This is a genomic window from Cryobacterium sp. SO1, from assembly GCF_004210215.2.
Classification (GTDB): Bacteria; Actinomycetota; Actinomycetes; order Actinomycetales; family Microbacteriaceae; genus Cryobacterium.
In genome coordinates this window covers 1,180,643-1,197,164 of sequence record NZ_CP067394.1, presented here as the reverse complement: position 1 = coordinate 1,197,164, position 16,522 = coordinate 1,180,643, and the positions used below count along the sequence as shown (strand labels likewise).

Below are 16,522 nucleotides of genomic sequence, written 5' to 3'. Positions count from 1 at the left end.
ACCCGCACGGCACGATTGAGGAGCACCCGATGGAATCGACCGAACTGGATTCGACACTCACAGAGTCAGCCATCCGCGAATCCGGTCTCATCACGCTGTCGCTGACCGTGACGCCGGTGCTCAGCTACGCCCTGGCGCACAACCGCATCAACGTGGTCGGCCGGGTGGGCGTCGACAACCGCGGGCCCGCCGTGCGGGAGGCCGTGCTGCGGCTCGAGGTGATCAGCGCGGGCGACACCCTCGGTACCGCCCGCGATCTGCTCGTCGACCTCGCCGCCGAACGCACCGCGACGTTCACGGATGTCTCCCTCACCGTCGACCCCGCCGCCATGCTGCTCATCAACGAGCAGCGTCCGGCCGAGATCCGGGCCAGACTGCTCGTCGACGGCGCCGTCGTGGCCGCGACCGGCGAGCCCATCCTGCTGCTCGCCGCCCAGCAGTGGATCGCCCAGCCGGTGGACCTGGCACTGGAAATGCTCTCGGCGCAGGTGCTGCCCAACCACCCCGAGATCGCCGTCCTGCTGGGCGAGGCCGCCGCCGCACTGGCGGCCCGCACCGGCTCGGCGGCGATGCCCGGCTACCAGTCCGGCCCCGACCGCGTCGACCAGGTGGTCGAGGCGGTGTTCGTGGCCATGCGTGCCCGCGGCATCCGTTATGCCACCCCGCCGGCCAGCTGGGCCGACGACGGCCAGACGGTGCGCACCCCCGGCGAGGTGCTGGGCACCGCGGCGGACGGGGTCAGATCGGACGGGGTCGCCTCCGGCGGGGTCGCCTCCGGCGGGGTCGGCACCTGCCTAGACACCGTTATCGTGATGGCCGCCGCGCTTGAGCAGGCCGGCCTGCATCCGCTGCTCTGGGTGGTCGCCGGGCACGCGTTCCTCGGTTACTGGCGCGAGGAGGAGACCCTCGGCGCTCCCGCGCTCACCGACGTGGCCGAGGTGATCAACCTGATCGACCTCGACCTGATCCGGCTCGTCGAGACCACCCAGGTCACCGACCGCGGGGCCGGCACCCCGGTCACCTTCGCGCATGCCCAGCGCTCCCCCTACCTGGAGTGGCTCGCTAACCTCGAGACCGTGATCGGCGTCGTCGACGTGGTGCAGGCGCGGCGCACCCACATCCTGCCGCTGCCGGCGCGCACCGTGACCGGCGACGGCACCGTGATCGTCACCGAGTACCGGCCGGATGCCGGCACCGCGGATGCGCCGGCGGGCGTCGTTCCCGCTGCTGCCGACACCGGCGCGCATCCCGCCCCTGGCACGCACTCGCCGACCGCGGAGACCGAGAGCACCGACCCCCCGAGCACGGCCCGGGCCACCCCGCCGCGGATCAGCCAGTGGAAGAACGCCCTGCTCGATCTGAGCCTGCGCAACCGGCTGATCAACTTCACCGAGCGCGGCGCCCTGGCCCTGACCGTGCCCGACCGGCGACTGGCCGAGGTGGAGGACCTCGTCACCGGCGGCACCGGACTGACCCTGCTGCCCGCCGACCGCATGTCGACGACCGACAAGGAACGCGGCATCCGGTTCGGCCGGGACCTGCCCGTGGACCAGCTCGCGGCCGTGCTGGCCGACAAGAAGGCCGTCTACGCCGATGTGACCGACACCGCCTATGCCACCAAGTTGCGCGCCCTGGCCTACAAGGCCCGCACCGTGGTGCAGGAGACCGGCGCCAACAACCTCTACTTGGCCTTCGGCTCGCTGGTCTGGACCGTGAACGACCGGGAGCTCCGCAGCCCCCTGGTGCTGGTTCCGGTGCTGCTGGAGCCGGCCGGCCGCGGCGGCGACTACCGGGTGCGGCTCGACGAGTCCGGTGCCTCCACCCCCAACTACTGCCTTCTCGAAAAGCTGCGGCAGCAGCACGGGCTCACGATCGAGGGGCTGGCCAACCCGGCCGGCGACGCCGCGGGAGTCAACGCCGCGGGCGCCGACGCGGCCGGCATCGACCTGGCCGCCGCGTTCCGCGCCACCCGCGAGGCACTCCTGGCGGCCGGGTTGCCGTACCGGGTCGAGGAGACCCTGGACCTGTCGATCCTGCAGTTCGCGAAGTTCCGGCTCTGGAAGGACCTCGACGAGAACTGGCAGACCCTGGCCGGGAACTCCCTGGTGAACCACCTCGTGCACACCCCGACGCAACCGTTCGTGGACCCGGTGGCCCTGCCGGAGTCGGCCGACCTCGACGCGCTCGGCGCCGAGTGCCCGGTGCCCGGCGACTCCTCTCAGCTGGCCGCCGTGGCCGAGGCGATCGCCGAGCGCACCTTCGTGCTCGAGGGCCCGCCAGGCACCGGCAAGTCCCAGACCATCACCAATCTGCTCACCCGCGCCGTCTACGAGGGCAAGAAGGTGCTCTTCGTCGCGGAGAAACGCGCGGCACTGCAGGTGGTGCAGGCCCGGCTGAACGAGGTGGGCATGGGCCCGTTCGCCCTCGACCTGCACGACAAGGCCAGCAAGCCCGCCGCCGTGCGGGCGCAGATCCGGCAGGCCCTCGAACACGAGGTGTCCGTGGACGGCCAGGGCCTGAAGAACGACCTCGACGTGCTCGGCACCGCCCGGCGCGGCCTGGCCCGGTACACCGACCGGCTGCACGAACAGAACAGCGCGGGCCTGTCGTTCTACTCCGCCCGCACCGCACAACTCGCCGCCGACGACGACGTGCGCCCCCTGCCGGTGCCGGCCGGCCTGCCCGCGCGCCTCACGGCCGACGAGCTGGCCGAGCTGCGGCGGATGCTGCGGGACCTGCCCGACGTGACCGATCCGGCCCGGCCGCGGCCGCAGCATCCGTGGGCGTTCATCACCACACCGCCGGCCGCACCGCTCGACCTCGCCACGGTCACCCGCGCCGCGCTGGAGCTGGACGACGCGCTGGCCGCGCTGCCCCGCGCCGACGAGACGGCCGGACCGGACGCCGCTCCCGCACACGTCGTGGCCGCCGGGGTCGTGGCCGCGGCGGCGAGCCCCACCGAGCTCGTCACGCTGAGCAGCCTCGCCGCCGCGGACCGGGTCCCGTTGGCCACCCTCGACGGCACCCGCTCCCCCGGCTGGGTGGCGGCCGCCCTGGCGGCCGAACAGGTCACGGCCGCCTTCGCACAGGCCGAGCACCCGGCGTTGAGAGTACTCGAGCCCGGTGCGCTGCGCCTCGAGGCCGCGTCGCTGCACCGTGACGCCCAGGCGGCGGATGCCTCCGGCTTCTTCGGCCGTCGCAGCCGCCGGAAGGCGGTGCTCGCCCGCCTGGCCGCCGAGCTGCGGCCGGGGGCCAAGCTGCCGCTGGGCTCGCTCGCCACCGTCACCGGTCAGCTCGCCGACAGCCAGGCGCAGCTGCAGGCCCTGCGCGACCGGGTACGCGCCGTCGACGGCGTGAGCATCGCGGATGACTGGAACCCCCTGCTCGTCGCAGCCGGCGCGGTCACCGGGCAGAGCGGCCGCGATGAGCTCGCCGCCCGCCTTGCCTGGCTGCGCTGGGCCGGCGGCGTCGTCGCCGCCGAGCACCGCGACCTCGGCAACGACTTCGTGGCCGCCCTGCGCGACTACCTCCACGCCGGCACCGAACCGGATGCCGCTCTCTCCGCCGCGCTCGGCCGCGCCCTGCTGGCCCTGCAGGCCGTGATGACGGCCACCGGTGCCGGGCCGGCCGCCGTCGCCGGCTGGGCCGCGGACGGCGGCCTGGTCGCGGTGTGGTCCCGCGGCCGCGACGAACGTGACGTGCAGGCGCCCGGCCTGCCCACCCTCACCCGGTGGGTCGCCCTGCTCGACCACCTCGAGCCGCTGACCCGGCTCGGGCTCACGGCCGCGCACACGGCGGTGCTCCGCGGCGAGGTCGACGCCGACGACGCCGGTCTGGCGTTCGAGAAGGGCCTCGCCATCGCATCCGTCGCCGAACGCGGCGCGGCCACCACGCTGGACCAGTTCGACGCCGCCGCCCAGAACCGGTCGATCACCCGCTTCACCACCGCGTCCGGTGCGGTGCGCCGGCACCTGCCCACCTTCATCCCGTACAGCGTGCTGCGCCGGCGCACCATCGGAGCCGGCGACGGAGCAACCGGGAACGCCGATGCGACGGCCCGCCTCGGCCTGCTCAAGCGTCAGGTCGACCGGCAGCGCGGCGGCCTGGGGGTGCGCGAGCTCATGCACGAGTTCGGCGACCTGATCACCGACATCCTGCCGTGCATGCTGATGAGCCCAGAGTCGGTGGCCAGGTTCTTCCCTGCCCAGGCCGACCTGTTCGACATCGTGGTCTTCGACGAGGCCTCCCAGGTGCGGGTGTCCGACGCCGTCGGCGCGATGGGGCGGGCCCGTTCGGTGGTGGTCGTCGGCGACAGCAAGCAGATGCCGCCCACCTCGTTCGCGGAATCCACCATCGGCTCGGGCGAGGAGCACGGCGACTCCCTCGAGTTCGTGCGCGACGAGGAGTCGATCCTGTCCGAGTGCGTGCAGGCCCAGGTGCCGAGCAAGTGGCTGTCGTGGCACTACCGCAGCCAGGACGAGTCGTTGATCGCGTTCAGCAACCGGGCGTACTACCGCGACCGGTTGTCGTCGTTCCCGGCCCCGCACCACGGCGTCGATGGCTCCGCCGCGGACGCCGCGTCCGCCGGCTCATCGGGCTACGGCGTCAGCCTCCGCCGGGTCGACGGCCAGTTCCTCCGCAGCGGCACGGGCAAGACCCTGCGCACCAATCCGGTCGAGGCCCAGGCCATCGTGGCCGAGATCGTCGCCAGGTTCGCCGCCGACCCCGAGGGGGTGCCGTCGATCGGTGTGATCACCTTCAACGTGCAGCAGCGGGCGCTCATCGAGGGGAGCCTGCGCGACAGCGGCGACGACCGCATCGTGCACGCGCTGGAGAGCGAGACCGACGGCCTGTTCGTGAAGAACCTCGAGAACGTGCAGGGCGACGAACGCGACACCATTCTGTTCTCCACGGCGTTCAGCGCGGATGCGTCCGGCCGGCTGCCGTTGAACTTCGGCCCGCTCAACCTGCCCGGCGGCGAGCGCCGCCTGAACGTGGCGATCACCCGGGCCCGGCGCCAGGTGATCGTGTTCAGCAGCTTCGACCCCGCGGACCTGCGCGCCGAGGAGACCATCTCCGCCGGGGTGAAGGACCTGCGCGCCTACCTGGACCTCGCAGCGGGCGGCGCCGCCGGGCTCGCCAGCCCGCTGCGCCAGTCGGGGTCGCTGGACCGGCACCGGGAGCAGATCGCCGAGGCGCTGCGCGAACGCGGCTACGCGGTGCAGACGGATGTGGGCCTGTCCGACTTCCGGGTGGAGCTCAGCGTGGCGACGGCCGGGGCGCCCGGGCATCCGGTGATGGCGGTGCTGCTGGACGGCCCCACCTGGGCCGCCCGCCGCACCGTCTCGGACCGGGACGGCCTGCCCGTCGAGGTGCTGTCCAGGCTGATGGGCTGGCCGGCGGTGGAGCGGGTGTGGCTGCCCGAGTGGCTCGGTGACCAGGTCGCTGTACTGGATCGACTCGCCGAACGACTCGACGCCCTCGACGCCGCCCGCCAGGCGCACGAGGCGGCCGCCCTCCCCTGACTCGCCCGTTTTTGCTGGTTGGGCCGGCCTCGCACCAGCAGAATTGGGCGAGTCACCGCACAGCGCACCCAGACTCGCCCGGTTTTGCTGGTTGGGCCGGCCGCCCACTAGCAAAAACGGGCGAGTCGTGTTGGGGGATGGGCGGCGACTGAGGTTAGAGCACGGTGAAGCCGGCGGGCAGCGGCGCCCGGCCGGTGGCAGCGCGGAGCAACGGGGCGGCGACGCCCTTGTGGGCGGCCAGGTCGGCGAGCACGTGCAGGGTCGCGGCGGCGGCGGGCTCCGGCACGGTCTGCTCGGCGGCCGGCACCCCCTGGCTCTGCAGCAGATCGCTGGTATGCACGGTGAGTTCCACGGTGCGCGACGGCAGGTACTCGGCGATCCGGATGCGCCCGGCCGGCGTATCGCACGGTTCGGACCCGTCGAGGGTGGCCACCCTGGCCAGCACCCGGGCGGCGAGCGCGGCAACCGCCACGGCGGGCTCGGCGCCGAGGGTGGCGGCCGTGTCACGGCCCCGCTGTGCGATCACCTCGGGGGTTCCCGCGGCGAGCGCCCGCTCGTAGTAGGCCGCCGGCGAGGTCACTTCGATGGGCGCGGCGACGCCGGCGGCATCCTCCTCCGCCGCGAGGTCGAGGTAGGCCTCGATCGTGGACAGTGCCCGACTGGTGTGACCGACGAGGTCGCGCACACTCCACTCCCCCACGCCCAGCTGCGCCCAGGTCTCGGCATCACCCGCTGCACGCTCGGCAATGCCCGCGGTGACGGCGACGAACCACCTGGCGGCGGTGTCGAAGGCGAAAAGCGTGTCTGACCAGTCCCTCGAAGTCTCACTCATGCCCACAGAGTAGCGGGACCGGACCCGCCGGCGGGCAGAACCGGGGCCGGATGACGAGCCGGCCCCGGTTCACTCGCGTCTAGAACACCCGCGCGGCGATCTCCGCCGGCGCCTCCAGCAGCGCTTCGATCTCGTCGTCCAGCCGCACCAGGGTCAGCGACGCCCCGGCCATGTCCAACGAGGTGCAGTACTCGCCCACGTAGCTGCGCCCCACGGTGATCCCGAGCTCGGTGAGCCGTTCGTGCGCCCGACCGAACAGGATGTAGAGCTCGCTGATCGGGGTGCCGCCGAGGCCGTTGATCATCAACGCCACCCGGTCGCCGGCCACATAGGGCAAGTCCTTGACGACGGCATCCAGCATTTCGTCGGTCATCTCGTTCGCTGTGGTGAGTTTCGCACGGCGCCGGCCGGGCTCGCCGTGGATGCCCACACCCACCTCGATCTCGTCGTCACCGAGTTCGAACAGCGGCGACCCCTTCGCCGGCGGCGTGCAGGACGTGAGGGCGATCCCCATGGTGCGGGTGACGCTGTCGACCTTCTCGCCGATGCGCACGAGCTCGTCCAGGTCAGCGCCCTGCTCGGCGGCAGCGCCGACGGCCTTCATCACGAAGAAGTTGCCGGCCACCCCCCGGCGACCCACCGTGTAGGTGGAATCCTGCACGGCGACGTCATCGTCTATGAACAGGGTTTTCACGTTCACGCCGTCAGCGGCGCTGAGCTCCTGCGCCATCTCGAAGGCCATCCGGTCGCCGGTGTAGTTGTTCACCAGCAGCAGCACGCCCTTGGGCGAGGCCAGCAGCTTGGTGGTCTCGTAGACGTAGTCCATCGGTGGCGCCGCGAACACGTCGCCGGGACACGCGGCGTCGAGCATGCCGCGGCCCACCGTCATCACGTGGGCCGGCTCGTGCCCGGAGCCCGAGCCCTGGATGATCGAGACCCGGTCCGGGCTGGGGCTGTCGGCGCGCATGATCAGGTTGTAGGCGGGCACGTACTTCAACGTGTCCGGGTTGGCCAGGGCGATGCCCTTGAGCATCTCCGGAACGTACTGCTTCGGATCATTGACGAATTTCTTCATGGCTCCCTCTCTTGGTGTGCTCGCTTCGGCGGTGCTGGCTTCGGTAATGCCGGATGGTTCGTCGATATTCAGTCGGTGGCGTCAGTGGGCGCAGGAAATCGGCGCGGTCAGTCGGTGTGGCTGGAGGGCCGCTCAGCGCCCACCCGCGCGTCCCACTCGGTGCTGAGCCGCTCCAGGATCACGGCCACCGCCACCGCGCCGGGGTCCGGCGAGCCGATGCTGCGCTCGCCGGTGTAGCTGGCGCGACCGCGTCTGGCCTGCATCATGGCGGTCTGGTCGGAGCTCTGCCGGGCGACCGCGGCCATGCGGTGCAGGGCGGTGGGCGTGTCGGCGCCGGCCGCGAGCTCCTCCTCGAGCGCATCCGTCATCGGCACCAGGGCATCGAGCAGGGTCTTGTCGCCCACATCGGAGTGGCCGCGCGACTTGATGCCGTCGATGGCATTGCGGAGCATGGCGACGGCGTCGCTGCCGGTCACCTCGTCCTTGCCCTTCACGGCCATGGAGGAGCGGAGGAAGGCGGTGCCCCAGAGCGGCCCCGAGGTGCCGCCGATGCGCCCGGAGATGACCATGCCCACCTTCTGCAGGAACGCGCTCGGGCTGCTGCGGTCGTAGTCGTCCCAGTCGGCCAGGACGATTTCGAACCCCCTGGCCAGTGAGTAGCCGAAGTCACCGTCACCGACGACGGCGTCCAGGTCACCGAACTCCTTCTCGTTGTCGACCGCCGTCTGGGCGATGCTGTGCACGACGAATTCGGTGTCGGCCAGGCTGGTCATGGCGTCTCGCTTCCTGTTCGGGCGGTACCGGGAGGTGCTGGGCTGGTCCCGCCCAGGATGGTGCTGAGATCCGCCAGACGCAGGTACGGGCCCGGGTGGATGCCCGCCGGGTCGCTGAGCGTCCGGGCGGCGGGCCCGGCCGGGTCACCGAGCGAGGACACCACGAGAGCGGCCCCGTCGAAGTTCTCGTCGGTTGTGTAGCTGCTCACCGTCACGACGGTCGGGAGCCCGGCGGCGAGCGCCGCCTGCAGCCCGTTCGCGCTGTCCTCGATCACGAGAGTCTCGCTCGGTTCGACGCCGAGCTCACGCAGGGCGTGCAGGTAGATGTCGGGGGCAGGTTTTTTGGCCGGCACGATGTCGCCCGCGAAGACGTGGAACGTCGCCGCCAGGTCCGGTCCGACGGCGTGGGTGAGCACCGCCCGCACCGACGCCTCCGCCGAGGTCGACGCCACGGCGAGGGTCCAGCCGGCCGCGGCGGCTTCCTGGATGAGCCGACGGATGCCGGGCCGGGCGGGCATGTCGCCCGCGGCCACCCGCTCCGTGTAGATCGCGGTCTTGCGGCGGTGCCAGGCGAGGATCGTCTCGCCCCAGGCCGCCGGGTCGTCGGGCAGGCCCAGCCGACGGGCCACCTCCGGGGTGAGGATGCTCCGCATCCGCTCCTTGCCGCCGCCGATCTTCACTTTCTCGGCGTAGTCGGTGTCACTCCAGTGCACGGGCACCCCGAACTCGTCGAATGTCTGGTTGAACGCCGGCAGGTGGCCGTCCCGTTCGGTATCGGCGAGCACCCCATCGCAGTCGAAGATCAGTGCCGGCATCTCAGGCCTTGCCCGCGCTGCCGAACTGCTCGGCCAGACCCCGGGTGAGGTTGACGATGTCGGTGCGGACCTTGGCGAACAACGACGGTGGATCCCACTTGTCACGGGCCTGGGCATCCGTGAGGAAGGACAGGTTGGATTTCATGTAGGTGATCTTCAACGCCGTGGAGATGTTCACCTTGGCGCAGCCGCGACTGATGAGGTCGGTGAACTGCGCGTCGGTCATGCCGCTGCCGCCGTGCAGGGCGATCGGGATGGGGTGGGCGGCCACGAGGTCACTGACCCGCTGGAAATCCAGCACGGGCTCGCGCTTGTAGACGCCGTGGGCGTTGCCGATCGACGGCGCGAACACGTCGACGCCAGTGGCTTCGAGGAACCTGAGCGACACCGCGAGGCTCTGCCTGGCCGCTTCGGTATCGCTGCCCACGCCGTCTTCGACGCCGGTGATCGACTCGATCTCGCCCTCCACGTGGGCGCCGAAGCTGCGGGCCTGCCGCACCACCTCGATGGTCTGCCGTTGGTTCTCCTCCACAGGCAGGGTGGATGCGTCGAACAACACCGAGTTCCACCCGCGCTCGAGACACTCGGTGATGACGTCCCGGTCCGGGCAATGGTCCAGGTGCAGTGCCACGGGCACCTCGATCCCTGCGGTCATCGCGGACCACATGGCGAAGAGCACGCCCGACCCGATCGACATGACGGTTTTCACCGAGGTCTGCACGATCACCGGCGAACGGGCTTCGACCGCCCCGGCGAGCACCGCCTCCATGGTGAGGTCGTTCACGATGTTGATCGCTGGCACCCCGTACTTCTCGGCGAACGCACGATCGACGATCTCCTTGAGAGTGCTCACGGCCATGTGCGCCTCGCTTCCTTGCGTGTTGCTGGGGATCGTAGGCGGGAACACGGGAACCGGCAATGGCCGCGCCGGGCGGTGCAGCGGCGGGCGGGCCGCCCGTTTGCGGATAATGGTCGCTATGGACCCTGTCAGCACCATCGTCTGGATTGTCGCGTTCGTCGTGGTCACGGTCACCGTAACCGGGTTCTCCCGGCGGATCGGTTGGTCGGCGCCATTCGTGCTGGTCGTGGTCGGCGCGGCCGCGTCCTTCCTGCCGACGGTGCCGCGGATCGAGCTCGAGCCGGAACTGGTGCTCTACGGGCTGCTGCCCCCGTTGCTGTTCGCCGCCGCCATCCGCACGTCGATCGTCGACGTGCGCGCCCGGCGCGACGGCATCCTGCTGCTGTCGGTGGGCCTGGTGGTCTTCACCGTGGTGACCGTGGGGTTGACCGCCTGGCTGGTGGTGCCGGCGATCTCGATCGCGGCCGCGTTCGCGTTCGGCGCGGTCGTGGCGCCGACGGATGCCGTGGCGATCACGGCCATCGCCGGTCGGCTGGGCCTGCCCCGCCGGGTGGTGACCGTGCTCGAGGGTGAGAGCCTGCTCAACGACGCGACTGCCCTGGTGGCGCTGAACGCGGCGATCGCGGCCATCCTCAGCTCGGTGAGCCCGCTCTCGGTGACCGGCGACTTCGTCGTGGCCGTTGTCGGTGGGGTGGGGGTGGGACTCGCGGTCGGGTTCGTGCTCGCGGTCATCCGCCGGCAGTTGCACGCCCCGGTCCTCGACACCAGCCTGTCGTTGGTGACGCCGTACCTGGCGTTCATCCTCGGTGAGCTCGTGCACGGCTCCGGTGTTCTGGCGGTGGTGATCGCCGGCCTGTTCCTGGGCTACCGTGCCCCGGTCATCCAGTCGGCCGAGGCGCGTATCGCCGAATCGATCAACTGGCGCACCATCCAGTTCCTGCTGGAGAACGCCGTGTTCCTGTTCATCGGGCTCAACCTGGAGGCGATTCTCGAGGGGGTCAGGCTCACGGGCACGGGGTTCTGGGACACCGTGTGGATCTCTCTGGTGATCCTCGCCGCGCTGCTCGTGTCGCGGTTCGTGTGGATGGCGATCACCACCTCGCTCTACCGGTACGGGCCCCGGCGGCTGCGGGAGCGCGGCTGGAGCTGGCGCACCGGGGTGGCCGTGTCGTTCGCCGGGATGCGCGGGGTGGTGACCCTCGCCGCCGTGTTCCTGTTGCCGCCGGAGACGCCGCAGCGCGAGCTGTTGCAGCTGTTGGCGTTCGTCGTGGTGGTCGGCACCCTGTTGCAGGGGCTCGCCCTGCCGTGGATCATCCGCCGGTTGCGGTTGCCGCCGCCGGACCGGTCGCAGGAGCGGACCGAGGCGCAGATGCTCCTCGCCGAGGCGCAGACCGCCGGCCTGGCCCGGCTGGACGCCGAGGTGACCGACGCCGACGAGGCCAGAGTGATCGGGCGGCTGCGCACCAACGCGGTGTTCCTCGCCGACGCGCTGGACAACCCCGCTCCGGATGACGCGGAGCCGCTGCCGGCCGCATACAACCGTTTGCGGCGGGCCATGATCGAGGCCGAGCGCCAGGCCGTACTGGCCGCCCGCGTGGAGGGCCGCTACCAGGAACCGGCCATCCGCTCGGCGTTGGCCTTCATCGACGTGGAGGAGTCGGCGCTCAAGGCCGGCTCGCCCAAGCGCCTCGAGGGGTGAGCGAGCGCGGCCGACCCCCTAGTCGAGTTGAGGTTTCCGGGTCAGTCCCGGCTCATTCCAGGTTTTCGCGATCGCCCAGGCGACGGCGGCGATCGGCACGGCGAGCACAGCGCCGATGATGTTGGCTACGATCGTACCCGCGGTCAGGGCGACAAGGATGACCAGCGGGTGCAGCTTCAGCGACTGCGCCATGACAACGGGCTGCAGGAAGTTACCCTCGAGCTGGTTGACCAGGATCACGATGCCCACGACGATCAGGGCGGTGACCCAGTCGGTCGCGACCAGCGCCACCAGGGCGGCCAGGATGCCGGCCACCGTCGCACCGATCAGGGGGATGAATGCCGTGAGGAAGACGATGACGGCCAGCGGGAGGGCGAGGGGCACCCCGAGGATGGCGAGGCCGGTGCCGATCGCCGCCGCGTCGACGAAGGCCACGATGGCCGTGCCGCGGATGTAGCCGCCGAGTACCCGCACCGTGGTGGTGCCGATGCGACGGCCGCGCTGCAGGCGCTCACCCCGGAACGGCTTGAGGAAGAACGCCCAGATGACGTCGCCGTCCTTGAGGAAGAAGAACAGGATCACCAGGACCAGCACCAGGCCGGTGAAGAACTCACCCGCGGCCGCCGCGCCGGCGAGGGCCCCCGAACCGAACTGGCTGCTGGTGAGGAAGGCGACACCCTGGTCGCGGAAATCCTCGAGCTGGGCGGCGTCCACGGCCAACGGACCCTCGGTGAGGAAGGTGATCAGCTGGTCGACGCCGTCGGAGGCGCTTGCCGCCAGCTCGGTCCACTGGTTCTCGACGGCGACGACGATGAGGGTCACGATGCCGCCGAACACGATGATGGCGGTCAGCAGGGTGACCCAGGTGGCGAGTATGGGCGACAGCCCGCGGCGGCGCAACCACTGGATGACCGGGCTCAGCGCTGACGCGAGAATGATCGCGATCAGCACCGGGATCACCACGAGCTTCACCTGCACGAGGATGAAGACGATCACGCCGACCAGCGCGAGCGACAGGAGGATCTGCGCGCTGCGCAGGCCGAGCCAACCCAGCTTGTCGGTCAGCAGGGTACGCAACGTTGTGGGTCCGACGGATTGCGCGTCGGACACGCGGGCACCGGATTTGTCTGGGGTTCGCATGGGATAACCCTAGACAACCCGTCGCGACATGGCTCGAAAACCCGCCGGGCGGCATCCGGAATCGCACGCTGCTCACAGAGAGCGCTCACAGCGTCGACACACTTACGATACACACGTTTTAACGCCTGTACACCCTTGAAATTCCCAGTCTCCTGTAGTGCAGTGGACAGTGTCCCAGAGTGCTCGGCGGCTTGCCGTCGGCGGTTGGGCGTACCACCGAGAAACACCATTGAGGATGCCGCGCGCCACAAGCGCGAACCGACCGGTTCAGGTGTCACGAAGAGGTATCAAGGAGGATACAAAATGGCAGGAAACAGAGCAGTTGCCTACGAAGGGCCGGGCAAGGTCGACGTTATCGACATCGACTACCCCACCTTCGAGCTGAAGGACGGACCCGGCGTGAACCCGGCGAATGTCGGACGGCAGGTTCAACACGGCGTCATCCTGAGAACCATCACCACGAATATCTGTGGCTCCGACCAGCACATGGTTCGCGGTCGCACCACGGCTCCGGCGGGCCTGGTGCTCGGACACGAGATCACCGGCGAGGTGGTCGAAGTGGGCCGCGACGTCGAGTTCATCAAGGTCGGCGACATCGTCTCGGTCCCGTTCAACATCTCTTGCGGTCGCTGTCGCAACTGCAAGGAGCGCAAGACCGGTGTCTGCCTGAACGTGAACCCGGACCGTCCGGGTAGCGCGTACGGCTACGTCGACATGGGCGGCTGGGTCGGGGGGCAGTCACAGTACGTGCTGGTGCCGTACGCCGACTGGAACCTGCTGAAGTTCCCCGACCGGGAGCAGGCCCTCGAGAAGATCCTCGACCTCACCATGCTGTCGGACATCTTCCCGACGGGGTTCCACGGGGCGTTCACCGCGGGGATCGGCGTGGGCTCAACGGCCTACATCGCCGGTGCCGGCCCGGTCGGTCTCGCCGCTGCCGTCTCGGCTCAGCTCCTCGGAGCGGCGGTCGTGATCGTCGGCGACCTCAACCCCGAGCGTCTGGCGCAGGCCCGCAGCTTCGGCTGCGAGACCGTCGACCTCACCAAGGGCGAGCCGCAGGATCAGATCGAACAGATCCTCGGTGTGCCAGAGGTGGATGCGGCGGTCGACGCCGTCGGATTCGAGGCGCATGGCCACGGCAAGGACTCCGGCAAGGAGAAGCCGGCCACCGTGCTCAACTCGCTGATGAAGGTCACGGCCGCCGGCGGCGCGCTCGGCATCCCCGGGCTCTACGTCACGGGTGACCCGGGCGCCGCCACCGAGGAGGCCAAGGTGGGTTCGCTCTCGATCAGCCTGGGCACCGGCTGGGCCAAGTCACTGTCGTTCACCACCGGGCAGTGCCCGGTGATGAAGTACAACCGGCAGCTGATGATGGCGATCCTGCACGACAAGGTGCAGATCGCCAAGGCCGTGCACGCCCAGCCGATCAGCCTCGAGGATGCCCCGCGCGGGTACGCCGAATTCGATGCCGGTGCGGCGACGAAGTACGTGCTCAACCCGAACGGCTACCTCAAGGACTGAGTACTCCAAGGACTGAGTACTTCAAGGACTGGGCGAGCTCAGGCCGAGATAGCCAGCGACAGGACCGGGATCGGGCGAAGGCCCGGTCCCGGTTTGTCGCGCCGGCGCGAGTAGCCTGATCTGGTCGCACGTTGTGCGACTCCAGCGCAAGGACCTCACCGGAATGCCCCGCCACGAGAGCTCTCCCCCACCGGCCGCCGCCGGGCTGCGCTGGAGTGCGATCATCGTCGCGGGCGGCAGGGCCACGCGGTTGGGCGGCATCGACAAGACCGCGCTGGTCTGGCAGGGGCACAGCCTGCTCGACGGCGTCGTGGCCGCAGCATCCGGTGCAGCCCGGATCTGCGTGGTCGGATCCGACGCCGACCTTGCCGGTGAGGTGCTGCGCGCCGTCGAGAGACCGCGCTGGGGCGGCCCGGCCGCTGCGATTGTGGCGGGCCTGGAGACCCTGGCCGGCGACGCCGAGGCTGACTGGGTCCTGGTCCTCGCCGGTGACCTGGTGCACGCCGACGCCGCCGTGACGCTCCTGCTCGCCGAGCTCGACCGGATCAACGCCTCCGAGATGGCCGACACCGCGTCTTCATCAATCAGCACAGGATCAATCAGCACAGGATCAATCGGCAGCGGGGCCGACCGGCCCATCGACGGCCTGATCAGCGTGGACTCCGACGGTCGGCGCCAACCGCTGCTCGCCGTCTACCGGCGGGCGGCGCTGCTGGCATCCGCACGACGCCATCCGGCAGACAACCTGCCGGTGAAGAACCTGATCGGCAGCCTGAACCTGATTCAGTTGCGCCTTCCCGACGCGCTGGCCGACGATGTCGACACCCCCGCCGACGCCGCCAGACTCGGGATCGTCGTTCCCGCCGCCGCCGCCGCGTCGAGTAGACCGCGGCCGGCGCGGTGACTGGCTAGCCTTGACCCAGGCGCACCGACGTCGATGATCCTCGAGGAGTCCGCTATGCCCGTGCCCCACACCGGCCGTTCGGCCCGTTTCGGCTCACCGGGCACCGGCGGCGTGGTGCTCTGATGGAGTGGCTGGAGGCCAGGGACACCGTGCACCGGTTGGGCAGGGGCATGCCCGGAGGCACCGAGATCGTGGCCCTGTCCGAGGCCGTCGGACGCACTCTCGCCGCCGAGGTGCGCTCGCTGACGGCGTTGCCGAGCTTCGCGTCCTCAGCCATGGACGGCTGGGCCGTCAACGGCGCCGAGCCGTGGATCGTGGGCGAGGCGATTCTGGCGGGCGACCCGCCGACAACGACCGCCCTCGCGCCGGGGACCGCGCGGCCGATCGCCACCGGCGCCTGTGTGCCGGCCGGCACCCACGGCATCCTGCGCTCGGAAAAGGGTCAGCTCGCCAGTGCCGGGGGCACCGGGCCCGTGCTGATCCGTTCGGCGGGCACGGATTCCACCGAACCTGCCCTCGGCGAGCACGTGCGGGCGCGCGGCGAGGAGTGCGGACTCGACGAGAGGATGTTGGAGCCCGGCTGCCTGCTCACGGTGCCGCGGGTGGCGCTGGCGGCGGTGACCGGCCACGACGCGCTCATCGTGACGACGCCACCGACGGTGGAGCTGCTGCTGCTCGGCACCGAGGTGATCCAGTCCGGCATCCCCGGTCCCGGCCAGGTGCGGGATGCCTACTCCCCCGAGTTCCCGGCTTTTCTGACCGGCCTGGGTGTGCGGCTGAGCGCGCTGCGGCGGCTGCCGGACGACCTCGGTCAGACCATCGACGCCATCCGTACGAGCACGGCGGCGCTGGTGATCAGCACCGGCGGCAGCGCCCGCGGCCCGGCCGACCATGTGCGCACGGCCCTGGCCGCTCTCGGTGCGAGCGTGCTCATCGACGGGGTGCGGATGCGGCCCGGCCACCCCGTCATGGTGGCCCGCCTGGCCGACGGCCGACTGATGCTCTGCCTGCCCGGCAACCCGTTGGCCGCGATGCTGGTCCTGGCCAGCCTGGGCATGCCGCTGATCGACGGGATGCTCGGCCGCCCGCTGCGGCCCCTGGGCCGGGTGACCCTCGCGCACGACATCGCGAACCGCAGCGGATCGACCCGCCTGGTGGCGTACCGGCTCACCGACGACGGCGCGGTGCCCACGGCACGACAGGGCTCCGGCATGCTGCGCGGACTCGCGGAGGCCGACGGCGTGGCCGTGGTGCCGCCCGGCGGCGCGTGCGCCCCCGACCCGGTCGCCACGCTTCCGCTGCCGTGGTAGCCGCTCGAGTCTGGCGTCGTATCGGCGTGGTCCCGGCGCTGCCGCCCAGCCGGCCGCTCGGAGCGCCGC

At 70.8% G+C, this 16,522-nt stretch carries 11 protein-coding genes; 5 read left to right on the top strand and 6 right to left on the bottom strand.

Annotated features, from left to right (window positions below; all coding sequences use genetic code 11):
- Positions 1–29 precede the first annotated feature (29 nt).
- Positions 30–5,525: a DUF4011 domain-containing protein gene (locus tag BJQ95_RS05595; protein ID WP_130178334.1), complete on the top strand. Its 5,496-nt coding sequence runs from the start codon at positions 30–32 to the stop codon at positions 5,523–5,525.
- 154 nt (positions 5,526–5,679) lie between these two features.
- Here BJQ95_RS05595 and BJQ95_RS05590 read toward each other — a convergent pair whose 3' ends face one another.
- The 5 genes from BJQ95_RS05590 to BJQ95_RS05570 form a co-directional block, all read right to left on the bottom strand.
- A complete protein-coding gene (locus BJQ95_RS05590) occupies positions 5,680–6,357 on the bottom strand; it encodes a maleylpyruvate isomerase N-terminal domain-containing protein (protein WP_256041540.1) in 678 nt (225 codons plus the stop codon).
- Positions 6,358–6,436: 79 nt separating this feature from the next.
- Positions 6,437–7,432 carry a dihydroxyacetone kinase subunit DhaK gene (gene dhaK, locus BJQ95_RS05585; RefSeq protein ID WP_256041539.1) on the bottom strand — a complete coding sequence of 332 codons (996 nt, stop codon included), beginning with the start codon at positions 7,430–7,432 and terminating at the stop codon, positions 6,437–6,439.
- 107 nt (positions 7,433–7,539) lie between these two features.
- Positions 7,540–8,205 carry a dihydroxyacetone kinase subunit DhaL gene (gene dhaL / locus BJQ95_RS05580; protein ID WP_130178333.1) on the bottom strand — a complete coding sequence of 222 codons (666 nt, stop codon included), beginning with the start codon at positions 8,203–8,205 and terminating at the stop codon, positions 7,540–7,542.
- A complete protein-coding gene (locus tag BJQ95_RS05575) occupies positions 8,202–9,020 on the bottom strand; it encodes an HAD-IA family hydrolase (RefSeq protein ID WP_130178332.1) in 819 nt (272 codons plus the stop codon). The genes dhaL and BJQ95_RS05575 overlap by 4 nt, the downstream gene beginning before the upstream one ends.
- Position 9,021: 1 nt before the next feature.
- Positions 9,022–9,879, bottom strand: coding sequence for a class II fructose-bisphosphate aldolase (locus tag BJQ95_RS05570; RefSeq protein WP_130178331.1), 858 nt, complete (start codon positions 9,877–9,879; stop codon positions 9,022–9,024).
- A 118-nt stretch (positions 9,880–9,997) separates the two neighbouring features.
- Here BJQ95_RS05570 and BJQ95_RS05565 point away from each other — a divergent pair, with 118 nt between their 5' ends.
- Positions 9,998–11,578 (top strand): Na+/H+ antiporter, encoded by a 1,581-nt coding sequence (locus tag BJQ95_RS05565; RefSeq protein WP_240694824.1) that lies wholly within the window; start codon positions 9,998–10,000, stop codon positions 11,576–11,578.
- Positions 11,579–11,596: 18 nt separating this feature from the next.
- On the opposite strand, the gene BJQ95_RS05560 is transcribed toward BJQ95_RS05565, so the two are convergent.
- Positions 11,597–12,718, bottom strand: a complete 1,122-nt coding sequence (locus BJQ95_RS05560) for an AI-2E family transporter (RefSeq protein ID WP_130178329.1) — start codon at positions 12,716–12,718, stop codon at positions 11,597–11,599.
- A gap of 303 nt (positions 12,719–13,021) precedes the next feature.
- Here BJQ95_RS05560 and fdhA point away from each other — a divergent pair, with 303 nt between their 5' ends.
- From fdhA to BJQ95_RS05545, 3 genes are all read left to right on the top strand, one after another.
- Positions 13,022–14,239, top strand: coding sequence for a formaldehyde dehydrogenase, glutathione-independent (gene fdhA / locus BJQ95_RS05555; protein WP_130178328.1), 1,218 nt, complete (start codon positions 13,022–13,024; stop codon positions 14,237–14,239).
- Between the two features lie 163 nt (positions 14,240–14,402).
- A complete protein-coding gene (locus BJQ95_RS05550) occupies positions 14,403–15,143 on the top strand; it encodes a molybdenum cofactor guanylyltransferase (protein WP_130178327.1) in 741 nt (246 codons plus the stop codon).
- 122 nt (positions 15,144–15,265) lie between these two features.
- Positions 15,266–16,453 carry a molybdopterin molybdotransferase MoeA gene (locus BJQ95_RS05545; protein ID WP_130178326.1) on the top strand — a complete coding sequence of 396 codons (1,188 nt, stop codon included), beginning with the start codon at positions 15,266–15,268 and terminating at the stop codon, positions 16,451–16,453.
- Positions 16,454–16,522 lie beyond the last annotated feature (69 nt).